The following is a 20,921-nucleotide window of genomic DNA, read 5'->3' as shown; positions in this document are numbered from 1 at the left end:
CGCCCCCGCGCCAGGGCTTCGCCTACCCCTCCAGCTCGGGGTCCACCAGGCGGCCGAACAGGGCACGGACGCCCTCGCCCCACTCCGCACGAAGGTCCATCATGTAGGCGTCGTCCTCGGCGATGACGCGGCGGTGGTGGGTGGTCATCGTGTCCTGTTTCGCCACCAGGACGTCCAGCGGCATGCCGACCGACAGGTTGGACCGCATGGTGCTGTCGAACGACACCAGCGCGCACTTCACCGCCTCGGGCAGCGGTGTTTCGGGCGTGATGACGCGGTCCAGGATGGGCTTGCCGTACTTGGTCTCGCCGATCTGGAAGAAGGGCGTGAGCGGCCCGGCCTCGATATAGTTGCCGGCCGAGTATATGAGGAACAGCCGCATGGGGCCGCCCTTGATCTGGCCGCCCAGGATGAAGGTGGCGTTGAAGTCGGCCCCGTGCTGTTCGAGCGCCTCGGCGTCGTGGGCGTGGACGCGGCGCACGGCCTCGCCCACGAGGCGGGCGGCGGCCGTCATGCCGGGCACCGTCTCCATGGTCGATCCCTTGCGCCGCTTCTTGCCGTCGGACAGGCGGATGCGGTCCTCCAGCTCCGCCGCGACGGCCTGGGTGATGGCCAGATTGCCGGCCGAGAGCAGCACGATCAGCCGCTCGCCGGGTTTTTCCCAGACGCGCATCTTGGCGAAGGCGGAAATGTGGTCGACTCCCGCGTTGGTGCGGCTGTCCGACGCCATGACAAGGCCGTCGTCCAGAAGAATGCCCAGTCCGTAAGTCATTTCGGGTGTGGAAGATCCAAGGTCACGCCACCAGCAGGAAATCCTTGGCGATCTCGGCGCTGAGGGCGGTGTTGCGGTTGATGAATTCGGTCAGGAAGCGGTGCAGCCCCCGCCGGGTGATGTCCTGGGTGCGGTTGTAGTGCAGCCGGGCGTGCATTTCCCCGGCCAGCCGCGTGCATTCCAGCTTCGGGCCCAGGACCTCCAACTGCTGGTGGACGGCATCGTAGCAGGCATGCAGCGAGCGCGGGAACTCGTCGCGCAGCACCAGCAGTTCGGCCACGTTGCGCGGCTTGATGTTGTCGCGGTAGATCAGCCGGTAGGCCTTGAAGGCCGAGAGCGACCGCAGCAGCGCGCCCCACTGGTAATAGTCCACGGCCTCGTCGATGCGGTCCTCGTCCGGGGCGAGTACGTGGTATTTCACGTCCAGCAGGCGGGCGGTGTTGTCGGCGCGCTCGATGAAGGTGCCCAGCCGCGCGAAATAGAACCCCTCGTTCTGGAGCATGGTGCCGACGGTGGTGCCGCGGAACAGGGCGGAGCGGTCCTTCACCCAGTCGAAGAAATCGCGGAAGCCGGTGTCCACCAGGTTGGCGTAGTGCATCTCCTTGATTTCCAGCCAGGCGGCGTTGATGCACTCGAACATTTCCGACGGGATGGCATTGCGCTCCGCCCGCGCGTTCTCCCGCGCCTGACGGATGCTGGAGAAGATGGACGACGGGTTGTCCGGGTCCAACGCCATGAATCCGATGACGGCCCCGGCGGTGATCTCGTCATGGCCTTTCTCGTAGAGCGGCCGCTGCCCGGCAATGATGAGCGCCGGCAGCCATTCCGAGGCCGAGGTGTGCGCCGTGCTGGCGGGCAGCTGGCTCATGCGGTGGCTGACATCGAGGATGCGCGCCATGTTCTCGGCACGCTCCACATAGCGGGCCATCCAGTACAGGTTGTCGGCGGTCCGGCTCAGCATGGCGTTATCGCTCCAGCACCCAGGTGTCCTTGGTTCCCCCGCCCTGGGAGGAGTTCACCACCAGCGACCCGTCCCGCAGCGCGACGCGGGTCAGGCCGCCGGGCACCACGGAAATCTCCTTGCCCTGAAGCACGAAGGGCCGCAGGTCCACATGGCGCGGCGCCACGCCCTCGGCGACGAAGGTGGGGCAGGTGGACAGCGCCAGCGTCGGCTGGGCGATGAAGTTGTTGGGGTCCTTCAGCAGCCGCTCGCGGTACTCGGAAATCTCGTGCTTGCTGGCCTTGGGGCCCACCAGCATGCCGTAGCCGCCCGACCCGTGGACCTCCTTCACCACCAGTTCCGGCAGGTGGTCGAGCACGTACTTGCGGTCCTCGTCCCGGTGCAGGTGATAGGTGGGCACGTTGGCGAGGATGGGTTCCTCCCCCAGATAGAAGCGGATCATTTCGGGCACGTAATCGTAGATCGCCTTGTCGTCGGCGATGCCCGTCCCGACCGCGTTTGCCAGCGTCACGCGGCCCTTTTTGTAGGCCTGGAAGAGGCCCGGAACGCCCAGCATGCTGTCCTTGCGGAAGACCCGCGGGTCGAGGAAGTCATCGTCGATGCGCCGGTAGATGACGTCGACGCGCTTGGGCCCCTCCACGGTGCGCATGTAGACGGTGTCGTCCTCGACGAACAGGTCCTGCCCCTGCACCAGGTCCACGCCCATTTCGTCGGCCAGGAAGGCGTGCTCGAAATAGGCGCTGTTGTACTGGCCGGGGGTGAGGACGACGACGGTCGGTTCCTCCACATGGTCGCCGGCGGAATAGCGCAGGTTCTGGAGAAGCTGGTGGCAGTAGTGGTTGACCGGCGCGACCGCGTGCAGGTCGAACAGGTCGGGGAACAGCCGCATCATGATCTCGCGGTTTTCCAGCATGTAGCTGACCCCGGACGGCGTGCGCAGGTTGTCCTCCAGCACCGAGAACTCGTTCTCGCCGGTGCGCACGATGTCGATCCCGCCGATGTGCACGTAGATGTCGCGCGGCGGGCGGAAGCCTTTCATCTCGTGGCGAAACTGGTCGTTCTGGGCGATCAGCCGCTCGGGCACCTTGCCGGCCCGGATGATGTCCTGGTCGCCGTAGATGTCGCCGATGAAGGTGTTGAGCGCCTTCAGCCGCTGGCACACGCCGTCGGAGACGGTCTTCCATTCCTGCTTGGACAGGATGCGCGGGATGATGTCGAAGGGGATCAGCCGTTCCGCCCCCGAACTGTCGCCGTAGACGGCAAAGGTGATGCCGATGCGGCGAAACAGCATGTCCGCCTGCCGGTGGCGCCGGGCCAGAAGGTCGCCGTCCTGGCGCTTGAGCCAGGTGTCGAACGTCTTGTATGGCGGCCGGATGTGCCCGTCCGGGGACATTTCGTCGAAGGGTGTCTTGGGCATGCTCCCCCTTCCATCATGCCGGTGGAACCGCAACACCTTGTAGTATAACGGTCAGAGGCGGCGGCTTGTCACGCGCTACATGATGAGAAGTTGAACATTCAGCGCCGTTGCCCGTTGCGTGGGCAACTGCCTGCGCCGATGCCGGGAAAGCGGGCGGCTGGACGGCGGGTCCTCCCCGGAAGGATTGTGGAAAACGCGACTCGGACGGGTTGCCGTGCAATGGCCCTGGGCGCAGGCGCGTTGGTGTCCCATGTTGGGAGAAACCTCGCAGTCACGGAGGCGCCCCATGACCGAGCCGACCAATTCCGCCACCGAAACCGCCACGCCCGGTACTGCCGGGTCCACCATCCACGAGGGCGGTTGCCTGTGCGGCATCGTCCGCTTCACCGTGCAGGGGGCACCGGTCCGCGCCGACTGGTGCCACTGCCGCGAATGCCAGCGCTCCAGCGGCTCCGCCGCCATCCCGTGGGGCGCCTGGCCGGTCGAGTCGTTCCGCATTTCCGAAGGGCAGCACCATCTGTCGTGCTTCAGCTCCACCTATCGCGGGCAGCGTCATTTCTGCCGCGAGTGCGGTGCGACGCTGCACATGACCGACCCGACGGACGAACGCGGCACCGTCGGCGTGCCCCTGACGGCGCTCGACGACCCGTCCGTCGCCAGGCCCACCTGCCACAGCTGGGTCAGCGAGCGGGTACCGTGGGCGCAGGCGACCGACGACCTGCCGGCCTACGAAAAGGACATGCCGGAATGACGCCGCGCGACAACGCCGCCGACCGCCACGACCACCCCCGCGACGGCGACGGCAGGGGAGGAGCCGGCCGCGGTGGCCGCGGCGCCCCCGAAGGGCCGCGCCGGGGGCTTTTGACAACGCTGTTTGCGGTGTTCTTCATCGCCTACTGGCTGCTCAGCACTTTCGTCTTCACGCGCTGGGTCAACGACGTCGGCGGCTTCGTCTGGGGCTGGGGGATTCTCGCCCTGCCGCTGGCGGTGCCTTTGTACGCCGTGATCCAGCGCCTGGCCTTCCGCCGCCCGGCGATCAACCGCCACCGCTGGCTGTTCCTGTTGCTCGTCTGCGTGCTGACGGGCGCGCTGTACCCGGCCATCGCGGCGGGAATCGCCACGGTGGCCATGAACGCGCTGGGGTGAGGCGGGGCGAGCTTCCGCCCCTCACGCCGTCTCCGCCACGGCTTCCGCCGCCTGGTCCCCCGCCTCGGCGGGGTGGGCGGCGGCCGGGTGGCGGACCTTCAGGCCGCTCGGGTCGACCTCGTAGTGAACGGGGCCGCGCACGAACTCCACCTCGCCGTCGTTGGCGACGGGGCGCGATCGCTTGAAGGCGATATCCAGCCGCGGCGTGCGCAGGATCTCCATCTCCGGGTCGCGACCGATGGTGCCCAGCCACATCTTCAGCAACTGCCCCAGCGTGCCGAACCAGCCGCGCTCGTGGCTGATGTAGACCGTCAGAAGCCCGTCCCGCAGCGACGGGCGGCGGAACAGGCGGCCGGTGCGAAACTCGTATTCGCTGGTGGCGACGATCATCGCCGGGGTGGTGATGCGGCGCTCCTGCCCGTCGACCGTCAGCACCGCCTCCATCATGCGGTGGCGGCGGATGGCCCGCCACATGGCGCGTAACATGGCCGGCCACTTGCCGTAGCCGAACAGGCGGCGGCGGCGCTCGCGGTCGATGATCATTTCCGGGTAGAGGCCCAGCGCCGACTTGTTGAGGAACAGCTCGCCGTTCATGAGTCCCACGTCGATGGGCTCCACCGGCGCATGGGCGAGCGCCACCACGGCTTCCTCCAGGTCCAGCGGAATGCCCAGGTCGCGGGCCAGCAGGTTCATGGTGCCCAGCGGCAGGACACCCAGCGTGCCGCTGCTTTCCCGTAAGCGCGTCGCGGCGGTGCGCAGCGTGCCGTCGCCGCCGCCGACCCACACCTCGCCGCCCGCCGCGCAGGCCTCGCGCAGCACGCCGTCGATCCGCTTGGGGTGGACGATGCGGATGACCGGGTCCTCGATGCCGGCCTTGGCGCAGGCTTCGGACAGCCGCAGCCGCAGGGCGCCGCGGCCCATGCGGCGGGCGGTGCCGGACTTGCGGTTGACGACGATGGTCAGCATGGCGGCGGTCTTTCCTCGCGGCGGTTCGGTCACGCCATCATAGCGGCCAATCCGCCCGCGCCCCAGGCCAGTGCCGCAACATAGGCCGCCGAGCCGGCACAAAGAACGTAGCCGGCGATCATTCCGAGGCCGTCACGGGTCAGCAGCCCCAGGCTCAGCGCGACGATGGCCGCGCCCGGCAGGCTGTTGCCAAACGGAATGGGCAGGGCCAGCACCGCGCCCATGGCGATGAGCAGCAGGGCGGTGACGATCACCAGCGGCCTGCTTGTCAGCACCGTCAGGCGCGGCCGCGTCCGCCGCTCCACCCGCCGCAGGACGGGAACGCTCCGGCGCAGCACGGCCTCCAGCGCGCGCCGGGGCACGCGCCGGTCGCGCACGAAGCGCGGCAGGTGGACGGTGGTGTGGCCGATCAGCAGGCGCACCGCCAGCAGCACGATCAGCGTGCCGAAGATGGCGCCCGTCGGCAGCCCCGGCGAGGGCACGGTGCCGAACAGCCCGAACACCAGGATGGCGAAGGGCAGGGCGCGATCGGCGAAGGTGCCGGTCATCTCGGCCAGCGTCGGCCCCCGGCCGTCACGTCCGGCGCGGCGCAGGCGGGCGAGTGTCAGCGACAGGCTCTTGGCGGCCGCGGCGGTGGCGGGCGCGGCGCGGGTCAGGGCGGCGGCGGACAGCGGCGTGGGCTCCTTCGTCATGATCGGTCGGACCTCGGTCTTGGTCATGAAGATGGGTGTATCCGGCCGTTGCGGCAACGTCGTGGCGCTGAAACAAAGTCGTGTCGGCGGACTGCGTCCCGCGCCCTACTGCGCCACCGGAACACGCCCCGGCAGGGCGCGGCGGTAGGACAGGGCCTCGGCCACGTGCAGGCGGGTCACGGCGTCCGAGCCCGCCAGATCGGCCAGCGTGCGCGCCACCCGCAGCACCCGGTGGTAGCCGCGCGCCGACAGGTGGATGCGCGCCGCGGCGTCCGCCAGCAGCTTGTTGCCCGCGGCGTCGGGGGTGGCGACGGCCTCCAGCACGCGGCCGTCGGCGCGGGCGTTGGTGCGGGTGGCGCCGTCCGGGTCCAGCCTGGCGTAGCGCCGCGCCTGTTCCTCCCGCGCCTCCCGCACCCGCGCCGCCACCACCGCCGAAGGCTCGCCGGCCGGTGCTCCGGCCAGGTCCAGCGGGCTGACCGACGGCACCTCCACATGGATGTCGATGCGGTCCAGCAACGGTCCCGACAGGCGGTTCTGGTAGTCCCCGGCGCAGCGCGGCGCCTTAGAGCACGCCAGCGCCGGATCATCCAGATAGCCGCAGCGGCACGGGTTCATGGCGGCGATGAGCTGGAAGCGGGCGGGGTAGCTGACATGCTCGTTGGCGCGCGCGATGACGGCGCGGCCCAGCTCCAGCGGCTGGCGCAGGGCCTCCAGGGCGCCGCGCGAAAATTCGGGCAGCTCGTCCAGGAACAGCACGCCGTTGTGGGCCAGGCTGATCTCGCCCGGCTTGGCCCGATGCCCGCCGCCGACAAGAGCTGGAACGGAGGCGGAATGATGCGGGTCGCGGTAGGGGCGGCGGTGCAGCAGCCGGCCGCCCGCCAGCATGCCGGCGACGGAGTGGATCATGGAAACCTCCAGCGCCTCCGCCGCCGTCAGGGGCGGAAGCAGGCCGGGCAGGCGGCTTGCCAGCATGGACTTTCCCGATCCGGGCGGGCCGACCATCAGCATGTTGTGAGCGCCGGCGGCGGCCACTTCCAGGGCGCGGCGGGCGCTTTCCTGCCCCTTGATGTCGGCCAGGTCGGCGGCCATGGGGCCGTCCTCGGCCCGCCTGGCCTCGGGCCGGGGCAGAAGTTGCGACCCCTTGAAATGGTTGATCAAATCGAGCAGCCCGCGCGGGGCCAGCACCTCGTTGTCGCCGGCCCAGGCGGCCTCCCCGCCCTGGGATGCCGGGCAGACCAGCCCCCGGTCGGCGGCGTTGGCGGCGATGGCGGCGGGCAGCACCCCGGCGACGGGCGCGAGGTTCGCGTCCAGGCCCAGTTCGCCCAGCACGGTGTAGTTTGCCATCTCCTCGGCCGGCAGCACGCCCATGCCCACCAGAAGGGCGCAGGCGATGGGCAGGTCGAAGTGGCTGCCTTCCTTCTGCAAGTCGGCGGGGGCGAGGTTGACGGTGATGCGCTTGGGCGGCAGGGCGAGGCCGACGGCGGTCAGCGCGGCGCGCACGCGCTCCTTCGACTCGGCGACGGCCTTGTCGGGCAGGCCCACCAGGGCGAACGAGGGCAGGCCGCCGGAAATGGACACCTGCACGTCGATGTCCAGCGTCTCGATGCCGCGAAAGGCGACGGTATTGATGCGCGCGACCATGCTCCCCCTCGATCCCGTGGCGTGCGCAGTTTACACGTCAGAGGCGAGGGGGGAAGGGAAATGGGGCGCGGGCAGAGCCGCTCAAACCCCGTAATACTTCCGGTACCATTCCACGAACCGGCGCACGCCGACGTCGATGCCGACGCTGGGCTTGTAGCCGGTGGTGTTCTCCAGCGCCGAGGTGTCGGCCCATGTGGCGGCGACGTCGCCCGGCTGCATGGGCAGGAAGTTGATCTCCGCCTTGCGGCCGAGCGTGTCCTCGATGATGCGCAGGTAGTCCATCAGCGCCTGCGGCTCGCCGCGGCCGATGTTGTAGATGCGGTAGGGCGCGATGCCGCTGGTGCCCGTCTCGGGCGCATCGGCGCTCCACGCCGGGTCGGGCGTGGCGGGAATGTCGACGATGCGCACGATGCTCTCGGCGATGTCGTCGATGTAGGTGAAGTCGCGGCTCATGTCGCCGTTGTTGTAGACGTCGATGGGGCGCCCCTCCAGGATCGCCTTGGTCCACTTGAACAGCGCCATGTCCGGCCGGCCCCAGGGGCCGTAGACGGTGAAGAAGCGCAGGCCCGTGCACGGCAGGCCGTGCAGGTGGGCGTAGGAGTGCGCCATCACCTCGTTGGCCTTCTTGGTGGCGGCGTACAGGCTCATCTGATGGGCGGTCACCTGGCCCTCGTGGAAGGGCATGGCCGCGTTGGCGCCGTAAACCGAACTGGTGGAGGCATAGACCAGGTGCCCCACGCCGAACCGCTTGCAGCCTTCCAGCAGGTTGACGAAGCCCACCAGGTTCGAATCGACGTAGGCGAAGGGGTTCTCCACGCTGTAGCGCACGCCGGCCTGGGCGGCCAGGTTGATGACGCGGTCGGGCCTGTGCGTTTGCAGGAGGTCCATGAGGCCGTCCCGGTCGGCCAGGTCCATGCGCACCTCGGTGAAGCCGGCCTCCGCCTTTAGGATGTCGAGGCGGGCTTCCTTCAGGCGGGTGTCGTAGTAGTCGTTCACCACGTCCAGGCCGAGGACCGTTTCGCCCTTGGCGAGAAGGCGTTGCGCCACATGAAAGCCGATGAAGCCGGCGGTGCCGGTGACCAGAATGGGCATGAAACGGGTCCTCGTCTTTAACCGTGCCCCGTTTCTGCCCCACGACCGGCGCGAATACAAGTCCCAAGCCGGGTCTTGCGGCCTCTGCGTCCAGGCCGTAAACCCAATGAAAGCCACGCGTTCACGGAAAGGATGATGGAAGCCATGCAGCGAATCGGGGTGATCGGGGCCGGCGCCTGGGGCACGGCACTGGCGCAGACGCTGCGCCGGGCGGGGCGCGACGTGATCCTCTGGGCGCGCGAGCCCGAGGTGGTCGACGCCATCAACCACCGCAACGAGAACACCGACTTCCTGCCCGGCGTCGCGCTCGACCCCGCCATCCACGCCACCGAGGAAATCACCGACGCCCTGGCCGCCGATGCCGTGCTGCTGGTGGTGCCGGCGCAGCACATGCGCAGCGTCTGTGTCTCGCTTGCGCCGCGCTGGCCGACGGGCGTGCCGGCGGTGGTCTGCGCCAAGGGCATCGAGCAGACCAGCGCCAGCCTCATGCACGAGACGGTCGAGGACGTGTTGCCGGCGGACGTTCCGGTGGCGGTCCTGTCCGGCCCCACCTTCGCGGCAGAGGTGGTGCGCGGGCTGCCGACGGCGGTGACGCTGGCAATGGACGATGCCCACGTCGGCCGCGCCCTGGTCGATGCCATCGGCACGCCGACCTTCCGTCCCTACTACGCGCCGGACCGCATCGGCGCCGAGATCGGGGGGGCCGTGAAGAACGTCATGGCGATCGCGGCGGGCATCGTCGACGGCCGCAAGCTGGGCGACAACGCCCGCGCGGCCCTGCTGACCCGCGGCCTGGCCGAGATCACCCGGCTCGCCGTCGCCAAGGGCGGCCGGGCGGAGACGCTCATGGGCCTGTCCGGCCTGGGCGACCTGGTGCTGACGGCCTCGTCGTTGCAGAGCCGCAACTACTCGCTGGGCCATGCCCTGGGCGAGGGAAAGACGCTGGAGGAGGTCATGGGTGGCCGCAAGGCGGTGACGGAGGGCGTCTATACCGCCTCGGCCGTGGTGGCGCTGGCCAACGACCTGTCGGTGGACATGCCCATCTGCGCGGCCGTGGACGGGGTGCTCAACCATCAAGCGGACCTTGACCAGACCATCCGGGACCTGCTCAACCGTCCGTTCAAGGCCGAGCATTTGATTTAGGGGAGGTCCGGCGCCCGTGGCATTGCACTTCACGCAAGACGAGTTCGAGACCCGCCGCCGCCGTGCGGTGGAGGCCATGCAGGCCCGCGGCCTGGACGGCCTGCTGCTGTTCAAGCAGGAAAGCATGTACTGGCTGACGGGCTACGACACCTTCGGCTACGTCTACTTCCAGTGCCTGTACCTGGGTGCGGACGGGCGCATGATGCTGCTGACCCGTGCGCCCGACCTGCGCCAGGCGCGGCACACCTCGCTGGTCGGCGACATCCGCGTGTGGGTGGACCAGGAGGACCACGACCCGACCCACGAGCTGCGCGAGATCCTGCGCGGCTTCGGCTGCGCGGGGAAGCGGCTGGGGGCGGAGTGGAACGCCTATGGCATGACCCACGCGCTGGGCAAGCGGGTCGACGCGGCGCTGGACGGCTTCTGCACCACCGACGACGCCAGCACGCTCATCAGCCGCCTGCGGCTTGTGAAGTCGGCCGAGGAAATGGCCTACGTCCGCCGTGCCGCGGACCTTGCCGACGCGGCGCTGGATGCGGGCACGGAGGAGGTCCGCCCCGGCGCCTTCGAGGGCGACATCCTGGCCGCCATGCACGGAGCCGTGTACCGGGGCGGCGGCGACGACCCGGCCAACGAGTTCATCATCGGGTCGGGCCAGGATGCCCTGCTCTGCCGCTATTTTTCGGGGCGCAAGCACCTCCAGGCCGAGGACCAGATCACGCTGGAGTTCGCCGGCGTCTATCGCCACTACCACGCCGCGCTCATGCGCACGATCCCGGTGGGCCGCGCGACCGACCGGCATTTGGAGATGCACAAGGTGGCGGTCGACGCCTTCGCGGCCTGCCGCGACGCCTGCCGCCCCGGCCGCCCCATGGGAGACGTGTTCGACGCCTACGCGCGGGTCTGCGATTCGGGCGGCATGCGCGACCACCGCATGAACGCCACCGGCTATTCGCTCGGCACCACCTACGCGCCGAACTGGATGGACTGGCCGATGTTCTATAGGGGAAACCCGGTGGAGATGGCGCCGGGCATGGTATTCTTCCTGCACATGATCCTGATGGACAGCGACACCGGCACGGCCATGTGCCCCGGCGCGACCGTGGTGGTCACCGAGAGCGGCAACGAGCTGCTGAGCCAGCGGGGCATGGACCTGGTGGTGCGCTGACACGGCGGAGGCCCGCCCATGTCGAGCCTGGAGACCTGGCGCTGCGCCGGCGAGACGATGTCCTGGCGCGGCCACCGCATCTTCCTGCGGCGCGCGGAAAGCGCAGGTCCGCCGCTTTTGCTGATCCACGGCGTGCCGGGCGGCGGCTGGGTGTGGCATCGGGTGTGGCCGGCGCTGGCGCAGCGGTTCTCGCCGGTCGCGCCGGACCTGATCGGCTTCGGCTTTTCCGACAAGCCGCCGGGCTTTCGCTATGACCTGACCGCCTACGCCGACCAGTGCGAGGCCGTGATGGCCGAGGCCGGCGCCGGCGGCGGAAAGGTCCTGGTGCTCGCCCATGACCACGGCGACGCGGTGGCGGCGGAGCTTCTGGCGCGGGGGCGTGTGGCCGGGGCGGTGTTCCTCAACGGCGGCGTCGTTCCGGGGGCGGATCGGCCGCCGCCCATGCTGCGCCTGATGACCGGCCGCCTGGGCCGGCCGCTCACGCGGTTCCTGCTCAAGCGCCCCTTCCAGGCGCGCCTTGCGGCCATGGCCGGGCCGGCGGCGCCGCTGTCGGCGGAGGACCTGGAGGCCTTGTGGACCCTGACCGTGCGCGGTGGCGGCCGGCGCGTCATGCCGCGTCTCATGGCCTATCGCGCCGACCGTCTTGCCCGCCGGGCGCGGCTGACGGCGGCGTTGCGGGATGCGGCGGTTCCGCTGCATCTGGTGTTGGGCGCCGACGACCCGCTGGACGCCGGCGCGGCGCGGGCGGCGTGGCGGGAGACGCGGCCGGGCGCCCCGGTGACCGACCTGTCCGGCGTCGGCCATTTCCCGCCGCTGGAGGCGCCGGACGCGGTGGCGGCGGCGGTGGACGCGCTGGCCGAGGCGGCGCGGGCATAGGGGCCGTCCACCCTGTCCGAACGTCCAGTCCAGTCGCACCATTGTTCCTGCTATTCTTCCCGCCCGCGACGAAAAATGGGCCGATCGGTCTCGGCGGCGGGTGGCGCGGATGGATTCCGTCGCGGCGGGATTTGCTCTAGGCTACGGCTCCAACTCAATGGAAACCGTCAGCCACAGGAGATGTCCGTGCTGTTCGTCGTGACCTGCCTCGACAAGCCCGATTCGGGCCACATCCGCCAGGAAAACCGCCCCGCCCACCTGGAGTTCGTCAAGGCCGCCGGGGACAAGCTGAAGATGGGCGGACCGCTGCTGTCCGATGACGGCGCGCACATGATCGGCTCCATGCTGGTGGTCGAGGCCGCCGACCGGGCCGAACTGGGCGCCTGGCTGGAGCAGGACCCCTACGCCAAGGCCGGTCTGTTCGAGTCGGTGACCATCCGCCCCTTCAAGTGGCTGCTGCCGCAGGCCGTGGGCTGAGGACGCGCGACGCATGAACTACTGGCTGATCAAGACCGAACCCGGCACCTGGTCCTGGGACGATCAGGTGAAGAAGGGCGTCGAGCACTGGGACGGCGTGCGCAACTATCAGGCCTCCAACAACATGAAGGCCATGAAGGTCGGCGACCGCTGCTTTTTCTATCACTCGGTCAACGAAAAGCGCATCGTCGGCATCGTCGAGGTGGTCAAGGAATACTACCCCGACCACACCGACCCCGCGGGCCGCTTCGGCATGGTGGACGTCAAGGCCGTCGAGCCCATGCCGCGCCCGGTGACGCTGGCCGAGATCAAGGCCGACGAGCGGCTGGCCGAGCTGCCGCTCATCCGCCAGTCGCGCCTGTCGGTGATGCCCATCGACCCCGAGTCGTGGCGCATCATCTGCGAGATGGGCGGACTGGCCCAATGACGAACGGCGCGGGCGCGGGCGGCGATGCGGGCCGCCCCTTCGCCGGCCTGCCGGACGAGCCGGCGCCCGTTTCGAAAAATCCGGAAGGGTATTGGGAACTTTGCGCGCCGGAGGATGTTCCTTCCCCCGGCGCGCGGGGATTCGTGCTGGACGACGACGGCGTTCGCGTCGGCATCGTCGTCGTGCGCCAGGGGCAGAGCGTGCGCGCCTACGTGAATCGCTGCCCCCATCTTTCCATACCGCTGAACCTTTGGCCCGACAGGTTTCTCTCCCCGGATGGGCAGGGTCTGCAGTGCGCCACCCACGGCGCCCGGTTCCGGCTCGACGACGGCTTCTGCACTGCGGGGCCTTGCAAGGGCCGATTCCTACAACCCTTTCCACTTTCGGTTAAAGATCGCAAGATTGTTGCGTTGGAGCCGTGACAGGGCGGTGGAATTTCCCTAAGATGCGCGCGATTGAACCGCTCGGAAGAAGCGGGGGGAGGGAGCCAAAGGGCCCGCGGCGCGGGGAGACGACGTCCGGGGCCCAGGTCTCCTGCACAACAAAAACCATCCGACCGGGTGGGGATGCGCCCGGTCATCAGGTAGGGGCCCGCAGCGACCGCGCGCGGGCTCTGCGCGGATCATCAAGGAGACCACAATGTCTGATGCCAACGTGTTCCCGGTCGTTGAGGAAATTGCCAAGACGGCGTGGGTGGACGACGCCAAGTACAAGGAAATGTATGAACAGTCGATCAAGGACCCCGACGGGTTCTGGGCCGAGCACGGCAAGCGGATCGACTGGATCAAGCCGTTCACCAAGGTGCGCGACGTCTCCTACGACCCGCACGACGTTCACATCAAGTGGTTCTACGACGGCACGCTGAACGCCTCGGTCAACTGCCTGGACCGCCACCTGGACAAGCGCGGCGACCAGACCGCCATCGTCTGGGAAGGCGACGACCCCAAGGATGACGCCAACATCACCTACCGCGACCTGTACGAGCGCGTCTGCAAGCTCGGCAATGCCATGCGCAAGCAGGGCGTCAAGAAGGGTGACCGCGTCTGCATCTACATGCCGATGATTCCGGAAGCCGCGGTGGCCATGCTGGCCTGCGCCCGCATCGGCGCGGTGCACTCCATCGTCTTCGGCGGCTTCTCGCCCGACGCCCTCGCCAACCGCATTCAGGACAGCGAGTGCAACGTCGTCATCACCGCCGACGAAGGTCTGCGCGGCGGCCGCAAGGTGCCGCTGAAGGCCAACGCCGACAAGGCGCTGGAAAGCTGCCCGTCGGTCACGTCCGTGATCGTGGTCAAGCGCACCGGCGGCGACGTGACCATGAAGGACGGCCGCGACGTCTGGTATGAAGACGTCGTCGCGGGCGAGCCCGCCGAGTGCGAGCCGGAAGAGATGAACGCCGAGGACCCGCTGTTCATCCTCTACACCTCGGGCTCGACCGGCAAGCCCAAGGGCGTGCTGCACACCACCGGCGGCTACATGGTCTACACGTCCATGACCCACCAGTACGTCTTCGACTACAAGGACGGCGAGGTCTACTGGTGCACGGCCGACGTGGGCTGGGTGACCGGCCACAGCTACATCGTCTACGGCCCGCTGGCCAACGGCGCCACCTCGCTGATGTTCGAGGGCGTGCCCAACTACCCGACCGTCTCGCGCTTCTGGGAAGTGGTCGACAAGCACAACGTCAACATCTTCTACACCGCCCCCACCGCCATCCGCGCCCTGATGCGCGAGGGCGAGGAGCCGGTGAAGCAGACCAGCCGCAAGTCCCTGCGCATCCTGGGCTCGGTGGGTGAGCCCATCAACCCGGAGGCCTGGAACTGGTACTACGACGTGGTCGGCGACAAGCGCTGCCCCATCGTGGATACCTGGTGGCAGACCGAAACCGGCGGCATCCTGATTTCGCCGCTGCCGGGTGCGACCGACCTGAAGCCGGGTTCGGCCACCCGTCCGTTCTTCGGCATCATGCCGGTGCTGGTGAACAACGAGGGCGAGGAGCTTTCCGGCGCCACCGACGGCAACCTGTGCATCGCCCTGTCCTGGCCGGGCCAGATGCGCACCGTCTACGGCGACCACGAGCGCTTCGTGCAGACCTACTTCACCACCTACAAGGGCTACTACTTCACCGGCGACGGCGCCCGTCGCGACGAGGACGGCTACTACTGGATCACCGGCCGCGTCGACGATGTGATCAACGTCTCCGGCCACCGCATGGGCACGGCGGAAGTCGAGTCGGCCCTGGTCGCCCATTCCAAGGTGGCCGAGGCGGCCGTGGTCGGCTACCCGCACGACATCAAGGGCCAGGGCATCTACGCCTATGTGACCCTGGTGGCGGGCGAGGAGCCCACCGAGGAGCTGCGCAAGGAACTGGTCAAGTGGGTCCGCCAGGAGATCGGCCCCATCGCCAGCCCCGACGTCATCCAGTGGGCCCCCGGCCTGCCGAAGACCCGCTCGGGCAAGATCATGCGCCGCATCCTGCGCAAGATCGCCGAGAACGACTTCGGCGCCCTGGGCGACACCTCGACGCTGGCCGATCCGGGCGTGGTCGACGACCTGATCGAGAACCGCGGCAACAACTGATCGCGCCGGCAACGACCGGTCGGATCGTGATCGCAACGGAAACGGGAGCCCTGGCGGCCCCCGTTTTCTTTTGTCGGCGGATGCCCCGGCGCGACCGGCTTCGGTCGCGCCGGGGCGCTAGAAGTTCATCACCCGCGGCGCCGGCCGCATGTCCAGGGCTTCCCGGCCGCGCGCCAGGTGCGCAGCCATCCCTTCGGGCGACAGGTCGCAGACGGCCGCCACCTCGGACGGCGGCAGCCGTTCCACCACCGTTAGGACGATGACGGCGCGCGTCATCAGATCCATGCCCAGAAGGCGCGCCATCAAAGGCGGCAGTCCCGCGTCGGGCGGGCAGTTCACGCGGGCGGCTGCGTCCAGGATGGCGCGGTGGATCTCGGTGCCGTCGGCCGCGCACGGTCGGCCGTCGTCTTCCCGCGGCAGTCGCGCCACGGCGATGGCGAGCACGGCATCCGCCGCCGTGCGCGATCCCGTGAGCAAATAGGCGTGCCGCCGAAGCGCCGGCAGGCGCTTCCTGATGTCTGTTGCACGTATCATAACGGTATCCGGGTGCCCCTACGGTGTTTCCTCGTGACGTTTCGTACCCCGCGCCGGACGCAGAACCCGGCGGAAACCACCCGAAAGAAAGTATGCGGAATCGCTGGTTGTGGAATCAACTAAAGTGCCAATAGCAGGCGGTGTAGACCCTGTCCGAAAGTTTCCCGACGTGGCGTGGGGGCGTTGCCCCCAGCGGCGCACACCGGCTGTTCCGCCCGCGTGACGATCAGCGCCGCGCCATGGTGACCGGCATGTCGTCCTCGCCGGCGGCCGCCGCCGGCAGCACGACGTGGAAGGACGAGCCCTCGCCTGCCTGCGACTCCACCCAGATGCGGCCGCCGTGGCGGTCGACGATCTTCTTGGCGATGGCCAGGCCGATGCCCGTGCCGGCATAGGATTCGCGGCCGTGCAGCCGCTGGAAGATCATGAAGATGCGGTCGTAATGCGCTTCCTCGATGCCGATGCCGTTGTCGGCCACCGAGATGCACCAGCCGTCGGCCTCGGGCGTCACCGACACCGCCACCACGGGCGGCCGCTCGGGATGGCGGTATTTCAGGGCATTGCCGATGATGTTCTGGAACAGCCGCACCAGTTCGCCCTGGTCGGCCAGCACGAGGGGCAGCGACTCGGGCCCCGGCACCGTCACCGTGGCCCCGCCGTCGGCGGTGGCGACCGACAGGTTGCGCAGCACCTGCTGGAGCACTGCGGCCATGGAGACCGGCGCCGGCGGGCGCTTGCCCCGGCCGATGCGGGAATAGTCGAGCAGGTCCTGGATGAGCCGCTGCATCCGGGCGCCGCCGTCCACGGCGTGGCGGATGAACTCGTCGGCGGTGTCGTCCAGCTTGCCGGCGTAGCGGCGCTGGAGAAGCTGCAGGTAGCTGGTCACCATGCGCAGCGGTTCCTGCAGGTCGTGGCTGGCGACGTAGGCGAACTGCTCCAGCTCCCGGTTGGATTCGGCCAGTTCCTTGACCAGTTCCGACAGCCGTTCCTCCACCCGCTTGCGGTCGGTGATGTCCGAGCGGATGCCGATGAAGCGTCCCTCGGGCGTGCGGCGCTCGCGCACCAGGTGCCAGCGGCCTTCCGCGGTGAACAGCTCGAAGGGTTCGGGCGACGGCGTGTGGAGTCGGCGCCGGCGCTTGGCGATGTAGGCATCCGGGTCGGAATGGGCCAGCGGGTCCGCCACCACCCGCGGCGGCGCCATGGAACGGCGCACCACGTCCTCGAAGGGGCGGCCGCGCATGTCCTCCAGCGGCGGCATGTACCAGAAGAAATCCCGATAGGCCTTGTTGTAGAACAGCACCGTGTCGTCGGTGTCGAACAGCACCAGCGCGTCGGGAATGCTGTCCAGCGCCTCGCGCAGCAGGCGCTCGTCGCGGTTGGCATCCACGTCGGCGGTGACGTCCACGCCGATCAGCCGGGCGGCGCGCACACCTTCCCAGTCCACGGGCGCGGCGCTCCAGTCCAGCCAGCGCGGCCGCCCCGTGGGTCCGGTGACGGCGCTGGTGCAGCGGCAATGGGCGGAGGCCGTCTCCGGCGTCCCCAGCGCGCGGGCGATCATGTCCCGCAGGGCGTCGTGGGCATCGGCCGCGACCGTTTCGAAGGCGGTCCGGGGGGCGGGGGCGCTTGCCTCGGCAGGGGGTGCGGTATCCGGCCGCGCCTTTTCGCACAGCGAGCGGGCGGCGGCGTTGCACCACAGCACCATGCCGTCCGCCGTCGTCACCATGACGGCCTGCGGCAGGTCCTCCATCATCGCCTGGAACACGTTCGGCCGAACGCGCATGCCGCTCCGCCCCGATTTACCCCCTGAGATCACACATTTTATCAGGTCGTGACGGGCGGGTGCACGGAATTCCACTATCCGCCGCGCGGTAAATGGCCAAGCCTGTCGTTGCGCCTATGGTCGATCAGGGACCCCCGCCGAACTTTTGACATAGACCTGTCCACAGGTATTGCCCCGCCCGTATGCCCGCGCGTAACATGGGGACGAAAAACCACGGGGATGATCCGCCGTCGCGGCGGAAAAAGGGGCGGACTGCACCGATCCATGAGCATCGAGGGCCTCAAACACGAACGGCCGCGCGCCGCGGCGCCAGGGTCGGTGTCCGACGCAGCCGACCTTGCGGCCCGTGCCCTGGACGGGGCGCCCCAGGCGCTGGTGGTCGTTGACAGCGACGGCATCATCCGCGCGTTGAACGCGGTGGCCGCCGACCTGCTCATCCGCCAGCCGGACGACCTGGTGGGCGGCTCCATCGACCGTCTGCTGACCATCGACGGCGGCGGCCTGGAACTGTTCCTGGGCGGCGATCCCCAGGCCCTGGCCGAAGGGGCCCGCCGGTTTCTTCCGCTGGTGCGCGGCGACGGCGCCACCCTGACGTGCGAGGTGACCGTCGGGCTGTCCACCGATGCCGACGGACGCCGCCTGTTCATCACCGGCCTGTCCGACGCCACCACGGCCTTCAGCGGGCTGTCGGGCCTGTGGGACGATGCCGAGGAACGGCTTGGCACGGTGGCCGCCAACCTGCCGGGCATCATCTTCCAGCGGGTGATGCAGCCCGACGGAACGATCTACTATCCGTTCTTCTCCACCGGCGTGCACGACGTTCTGGGGTATGACCCCGACAGCATGCGGGTGACCCGCGACGGCTGCCTGGACGCCATCCACTGGGCCGACCGCGACGCCTACATGGACACCTTGCGCCGCTCGGCCCGCACGCTCGGCTCCTATACCGAGGAGTTCCGCGCCATCGCCGTCAACGGCGAGGTCAAATGGCTGTCCGGCACCGCCCGCGCCGAACGCATGCCCAACGGCGACATCATGTGGGACGGCGTGCTGATCGACGTCACCGACCGCATGCGCGCCGAGCAGCGGCTGGAAATGATCATGGATCATGCCGCCGACTGCATCGTCACCATCAGCGAGGACGGCGTCATCGAGACCGTGAACGCCGCCACCTCGCGCACCTTCGGGTGGGACGAGGCGGAGATGGTGGGCCGCAACGTCGGCATGCTCATGACGGAGGCGGAACGGGCCGAGTACGACGCGCGCCTGCGCCGTTACCTCGACACGGGCGAGGGCGGCATGCTCGACGGCGGCGCCCGCGAGCTGGAGGCCGTGCACCGCGACGGCACGCACTTCCCCATCGAGCTGGCGCTGTCCGAGGTGCTGACCGAGGGGCGGCGCCTGTTCATCGCCGTCCTGCGCGACATCACCACCCGCAAGGCGACCGAGCAGGCCCTGCACGACACCGAGCACCGCCTGCGCGCCATCGCCGACAACATCAACGGCATGGTCTTCCAGCGCGTGGTCAGTCCCGACGGCACCATGCGCTATTCCTACGTGAACGAGGGCGCGCGCCGCATCGCCGGTCTGGAGCCCGAGGACATGCTGGCCGACGCCGACCTGTTCCTCGACTGCCTCGCGTCCGAGGACCGCGCCGCCTTTCGCGCGGCGCTGGAGCGCGGGGGGCGCGACCTGGAGCCGGTGGAACTGGACGTCCGCCTGACCAGCCACACCGGCGAAACCCGGTGGCTGCGCTCGTGGTCGCGGCCGCGGCGGCTGGAGGACGGCACCATCCTCTGGGACGGCGTTGCGCTCGACGTCACCGACCGCAAGCGGGCCGAGGAACGGCTCATGTTCCTGGCCTATTACGATCCGCTGACGGGCCTGGGCAACCGCACCCTGTTCCTGGAGCGCTTCCACAAGTGCCGGGTGGCCGCGCGCCGCGAGGACACCCGGATCGGCTTCCTGTCCATGGGGCTGGACCGCTTCAGCATCATCAACGCCACGCTGGGTCATTCCGTGGGCGATCAGGTTCTCAAGGCCGTCGCCGACCGGTTGGCGGACCAGTGTGCCGAAGCCGACGTGCTGTCCCGCGCCGGCGGCGACCGGTTCATGATGCTGCTGACCGGCGTGCAGACCCCGGGCGAGGTCTTCGCCGCCGTGGAGCGCATCCAGCGCGCCTTCGACGCGCCGCTGACCGTGGGCGACCAGGAATTCGACCTGACCGTGTCCATGGGCGCGAGCCTGTTCCCCAATGACGGCGACTCGGCCGAAACGCTGATCATGCACGCCGACGCCGCGCTCAACCGCGCCAAGGCGCAGGGGCCGGGCAGCTTTCAGCTGTTCACCGAGGAAATGGGCCAGAAGGCGGTCAAGACGCTCTCCATGCAGGCCCGCCTGCGCCGCGCCATCGAGAACCGGGAATTCGTGGCCTTCTTTCAGCCGCAGGTGGAGGTCAAGACGGGCCAGTTCATCGGCATGGAGGCCCTGGCCCGCTGGATCAGCCCCGACCGCGGGCTGGTGCCGCCCGGCGAGTTCATCGGCGTCGCCGAGGAATACGGCCTGATCGACGCCATCTGCGACCAGGTGCTCGACGATGCCGTGCGCTGGACCAAGCACTGGCACGATGCCGGCCTGCCCAAGGTGCCGGTGGCGGTGAACATCTCCGGCCGCCAGTTCCACAACGTGCGCCGCCTGATGGCCACCGTGGAGGGCAGCCTGGAGCGCCACAAGCTCGAAGCCTGCTACCTGGAGCTGGAGCTTACCGAAAGCTCCGCCATGACGGACCCCGAGAACGCCATCAGCGTCGTCGCCAACCTGGCGGAACGCGGCGTGGCGTGCTCTATCGACGACTTCGGCACGGGGTACTCGTCGCTGTCGGTGCTCAAGCGTTTCCCCATCCGCAAGCTGAAGATCGACCGCAGCTTCGTGATGGACGTCACCACCGACACCAACGACGCCGCCATCGTCTGCGCCATGATTGCCATGGCCAATGCGCTGAACCTCAAGGTGGTGGCCGAGGGCGTGGAGACGCAGGAGCACATCGACTTCCTGCACGGGGTGGGCTGCGACCACCTGCAAGGCTTCCTCATCGCCAAGCCCCTGCCGGCCGAGGAGATGGAAGCCATGTTCCGCAAGGGCCCGCCCCTGCCGCCGCGCTGAGGCGCCCGAGCCGGGTTCTGCGCTGCGCGCAGAAGGTTTTTGCGAGGAGCACGGCTCCTCGCGCTCCCGCGTCCTTTTGCGCCGGGC

19 protein-coding genes are annotated in these 20,921 nt (G+C 69.0%); 10 read left to right on the top strand and 9 right to left on the bottom strand.

Annotation, left to right across the window (positions count from 1 at the left end; translation table 11 throughout):
- Positions 1–22 precede the first annotated feature (22 nt).
- From LG334_RS00395 to LG334_RS00385, 3 genes are read right to left on the bottom strand one after another with little or no spacing between them, the layout of a single operon-like run.
- On the bottom strand, positions 23–772 hold the full coding sequence (locus tag LG334_RS00395) for a peptidase (RefSeq protein ID WP_404382214.1): 750 nt from the start codon (positions 770–772) through the stop codon (positions 23–25).
- 22 nt (positions 773–794) lie between these two features.
- Positions 795–1,733 carry an alpha-E domain-containing protein gene (locus tag LG334_RS00390; protein ID WP_404382212.1) on the bottom strand — a complete coding sequence of 313 codons (939 nt, stop codon included), beginning with the start codon at positions 1,731–1,733 and terminating at the stop codon, positions 795–797.
- Between the two features lie 4 nt (positions 1,734–1,737).
- Positions 1,738–3,150, bottom strand: a complete 1,413-nt coding sequence (locus tag LG334_RS00385) for a circularly permuted type 2 ATP-grasp protein (RefSeq protein WP_404382210.1) — start codon at positions 3,148–3,150, stop codon at positions 1,738–1,740.
- Positions 3,151–3,436: 286 nt separating this feature from the next.
- Here LG334_RS00385 and LG334_RS00380 point away from each other — a divergent pair, with 286 nt between their 5' ends.
- Both LG334_RS00380 and LG334_RS00375 read left to right on the top strand, forming a co-directional pair.
- On the top strand, positions 3,437–3,901 hold the full coding sequence (locus tag LG334_RS00380; protein WP_404382208.1) for a GFA family protein: 465 nt from the start codon (positions 3,437–3,439) through the stop codon (positions 3,899–3,901).
- Positions 3,898–4,296 (top strand): hypothetical protein, encoded by a 399-nt coding sequence (locus LG334_RS00375; RefSeq protein WP_404382206.1) that lies wholly within the window; start codon positions 3,898–3,900, stop codon positions 4,294–4,296. The genes LG334_RS00380 and LG334_RS00375 overlap by 4 nt, the downstream gene beginning before the upstream one ends.
- Positions 4,297–4,317: 21 nt before the next feature.
- Here LG334_RS00375 and LG334_RS00370 read toward each other — a convergent pair whose 3' ends face one another.
- The 4 genes from LG334_RS00370 to LG334_RS00355 all read right to left on the bottom strand — a co-directional run bounded on the left by LG334_RS00370 (position 4,318) and on the right by LG334_RS00355 (position 8,687).
- Entirely contained in the window at positions 4,318–5,262 is a 945-nt protein-coding gene (locus LG334_RS00370; protein WP_404382204.1) for a diacylglycerol/lipid kinase family protein, read from the bottom strand.
- 29 nt (positions 5,263–5,291) lie between these two features.
- On the bottom strand, positions 5,292–5,981 hold the full coding sequence (locus LG334_RS00365) for an exopolysaccharide biosynthesis protein (protein ID WP_404382202.1): 690 nt from the start codon (positions 5,979–5,981) through the stop codon (positions 5,292–5,294).
- Between the two features lie 78 nt (positions 5,982–6,059).
- A complete protein-coding gene (locus LG334_RS00360) occupies positions 6,060–7,595 on the bottom strand; it encodes a YifB family Mg chelatase-like AAA ATPase (protein ID WP_404382200.1) in 1,536 nt (511 codons plus the stop codon).
- Between the two features lie 81 nt (positions 7,596–7,676).
- Positions 7,677–8,687, bottom strand: a complete 1,011-nt coding sequence (locus LG334_RS00355; protein ID WP_404382198.1) for an NAD-dependent epimerase — start codon at positions 8,685–8,687, stop codon at positions 7,677–7,679.
- 132 nt (positions 8,688–8,819) lie between these two features.
- Between LG334_RS00355 and LG334_RS00350 the strand changes: the two genes are divergently transcribed.
- From LG334_RS00350 to acs, 7 genes are all read left to right on the top strand, one after another.
- Positions 8,820–9,830 carry an NAD(P)H-dependent glycerol-3-phosphate dehydrogenase gene (locus LG334_RS00350; protein WP_404382196.1) on the top strand — a complete coding sequence of 337 codons (1,011 nt, stop codon included), beginning with the start codon at positions 8,820–8,822 and terminating at the stop codon, positions 9,828–9,830.
- 16 nt (positions 9,831–9,846) lie between these two features.
- Positions 9,847–10,998: a M24 family metallopeptidase gene (locus LG334_RS00345; RefSeq protein WP_404382194.1), complete on the top strand. Its 1,152-nt coding sequence runs from the start codon at positions 9,847–9,849 to the stop codon at positions 10,996–10,998.
- A gap of 18 nt (positions 10,999–11,016) precedes the next feature.
- Positions 11,017–11,874 carry an alpha/beta fold hydrolase gene (locus tag LG334_RS00340; protein WP_404382192.1) on the top strand — a complete coding sequence of 286 codons (858 nt, stop codon included), beginning with the start codon at positions 11,017–11,019 and terminating at the stop codon, positions 11,872–11,874.
- A 186-nt stretch (positions 11,875–12,060) separates the two neighbouring features.
- Entirely contained in the window at positions 12,061–12,351 is a 291-nt protein-coding gene (locus LG334_RS00335; protein ID WP_404382190.1) for a YciI family protein, read from the top strand.
- A 13-nt stretch (positions 12,352–12,364) separates the two neighbouring features.
- Complete coding sequence (locus LG334_RS00330; protein WP_404382188.1) at positions 12,365–12,778, top strand: EVE domain-containing protein; 414 nt, start codon at positions 12,365–12,367, stop codon at positions 12,776–12,778.
- Complete coding sequence (locus LG334_RS00325) at positions 12,775–13,200, top strand: Rieske (2Fe-2S) protein (RefSeq protein WP_404382186.1); 426 nt, start codon at positions 12,775–12,777, stop codon at positions 13,198–13,200. The genes LG334_RS00330 and LG334_RS00325 overlap by 4 nt, the downstream gene beginning before the upstream one ends.
- Before the next feature lie 217 nt (positions 13,201–13,417).
- Positions 13,418–15,358: an acetate--CoA ligase gene (gene acs, locus LG334_RS00320; protein ID WP_404382184.1), complete on the top strand. Its 1,941-nt coding sequence runs from the start codon at positions 13,418–13,420 to the stop codon at positions 15,356–15,358.
- A gap of 117 nt (positions 15,359–15,475) precedes the next feature.
- Here acs and LG334_RS00315 read toward each other — a convergent pair whose 3' ends face one another.
- Positions 15,476–15,892 carry a hypothetical protein gene (locus LG334_RS00315; protein WP_404382182.1) on the bottom strand — a complete coding sequence of 139 codons (417 nt, stop codon included), beginning with the start codon at positions 15,890–15,892 and terminating at the stop codon, positions 15,476–15,478.
- Positions 15,893–16,118: 226 nt separating this feature from the next.
- Positions 16,119–17,672, bottom strand: coding sequence for an ATP-binding protein (locus LG334_RS00310; protein ID WP_404382180.1), 1,554 nt, complete (start codon positions 17,670–17,672; stop codon positions 16,119–16,121).
- A 264-nt stretch (positions 17,673–17,936) separates the two neighbouring features.
- Here LG334_RS00310 and LG334_RS00305 point away from each other — a divergent pair, with 264 nt between their 5' ends.
- The gene (locus LG334_RS00305) at positions 17,937–20,834 is read left to right on the top strand and encodes an EAL domain-containing protein (RefSeq protein ID WP_404382178.1); all 2,898 of its coding nucleotides are present in this window, start codon (positions 17,937–17,939) and stop codon (positions 20,832–20,834) included.
- Positions 20,835–20,921: the final 87 nt, after the last annotated feature.

Source organism: Caenispirillum salinarum, from assembly GCF_044803115.1.
Classification (GTDB): Bacteria; Pseudomonadota; Alphaproteobacteria; order Rhodospirillales; family Rhodospirillaceae; genus Caenispirillum; species Caenispirillum salinarum_A.
The sequence above is the reverse complement of the archived record's forward strand: the minus strand, read 5'-3'. Positions and strand labels throughout refer to the sequence as shown.

Coding starts and splice junctions, on each gene's coding strand:
- LG334_RS00380 (WP_404382208.1), top strand. CDS start 3,437: ATGACCGAGCCGACCAATTCCGCCACCGAAACCGCCACGCCCGGTACT.
- LG334_RS00325 (WP_404382186.1), top strand. CDS start 12,775: ATGACGAACGGCGCGGGCGCGGGCGGCGATGCGGGCCGCCCCTTCGCC.
- LG334_RS00315 (WP_404382182.1), bottom strand. CDS start 15,892: ATGATACGTGCAACAGACATCAGGAAGCGCCTGCCGGCGCTTCGGCGG.
- LG334_RS00360 (WP_404382200.1), bottom strand. CDS start 7,595: ATGGTCGCGCGCATCAATACCGTCGCCTTTCGCGGCATCGAGACGCTG.
- LG334_RS00385 (WP_404382210.1), bottom strand. CDS start 3,150: ATGCCCAAGACACCCTTCGACGAAATGTCCCCGGACGGGCACATCCGG.
- LG334_RS00390 (WP_404382212.1), bottom strand. CDS start 1,733: ATGCTGAGCCGGACCGCCGACAACCTGTACTGGATGGCCCGCTATGTG.
- acs (WP_404382184.1), top strand. CDS start 13,418: ATGTCTGATGCCAACGTGTTCCCGGTCGTTGAGGAAATTGCCAAGACG.
- LG334_RS00365 (WP_404382202.1), bottom strand. CDS start 5,981: ATGACCAAGACCGAGGTCCGACCGATCATGACGAAGGAGCCCACGCCG.
- LG334_RS00395 (WP_404382214.1), bottom strand. CDS start 772: ATGACTTACGGACTGGGCATTCTTCTGGACGACGGCCTTGTCATGGCG.
- LG334_RS00370 (WP_404382204.1), bottom strand. CDS start 5,262: ATGCTGACCATCGTCGTCAACCGCAAGTCCGGCACCGCCCGCCGCATG.
- LG334_RS00355 (WP_404382198.1), bottom strand. CDS start 8,687: ATGCCCATTCTGGTCACCGGCACCGCCGGCTTCATCGGCTTTCATGTG.
- LG334_RS00330 (WP_404382188.1), top strand. CDS start 12,365: ATGAACTACTGGCTGATCAAGACCGAACCCGGCACCTGGTCCTGGGAC.
- LG334_RS00340 (WP_404382192.1), top strand. CDS start 11,017: ATGTCGAGCCTGGAGACCTGGCGCTGCGCCGGCGAGACGATGTCCTGG.
- LG334_RS00350 (WP_404382196.1), top strand. CDS start 8,820: ATGATGGAAGCCATGCAGCGAATCGGGGTGATCGGGGCCGGCGCCTGG.
- LG334_RS00375 (WP_404382206.1), top strand. CDS start 3,898: ATGACGCCGCGCGACAACGCCGCCGACCGCCACGACCACCCCCGCGAC.
- LG334_RS00310 (WP_404382180.1), bottom strand. CDS start 17,672: ATGCGCGTTCGGCCGAACGTGTTCCAGGCGATGATGGAGGACCTGCCG.
- LG334_RS00305 (WP_404382178.1), top strand. CDS start 17,937: ATGAGCATCGAGGGCCTCAAACACGAACGGCCGCGCGCCGCGGCGCCA.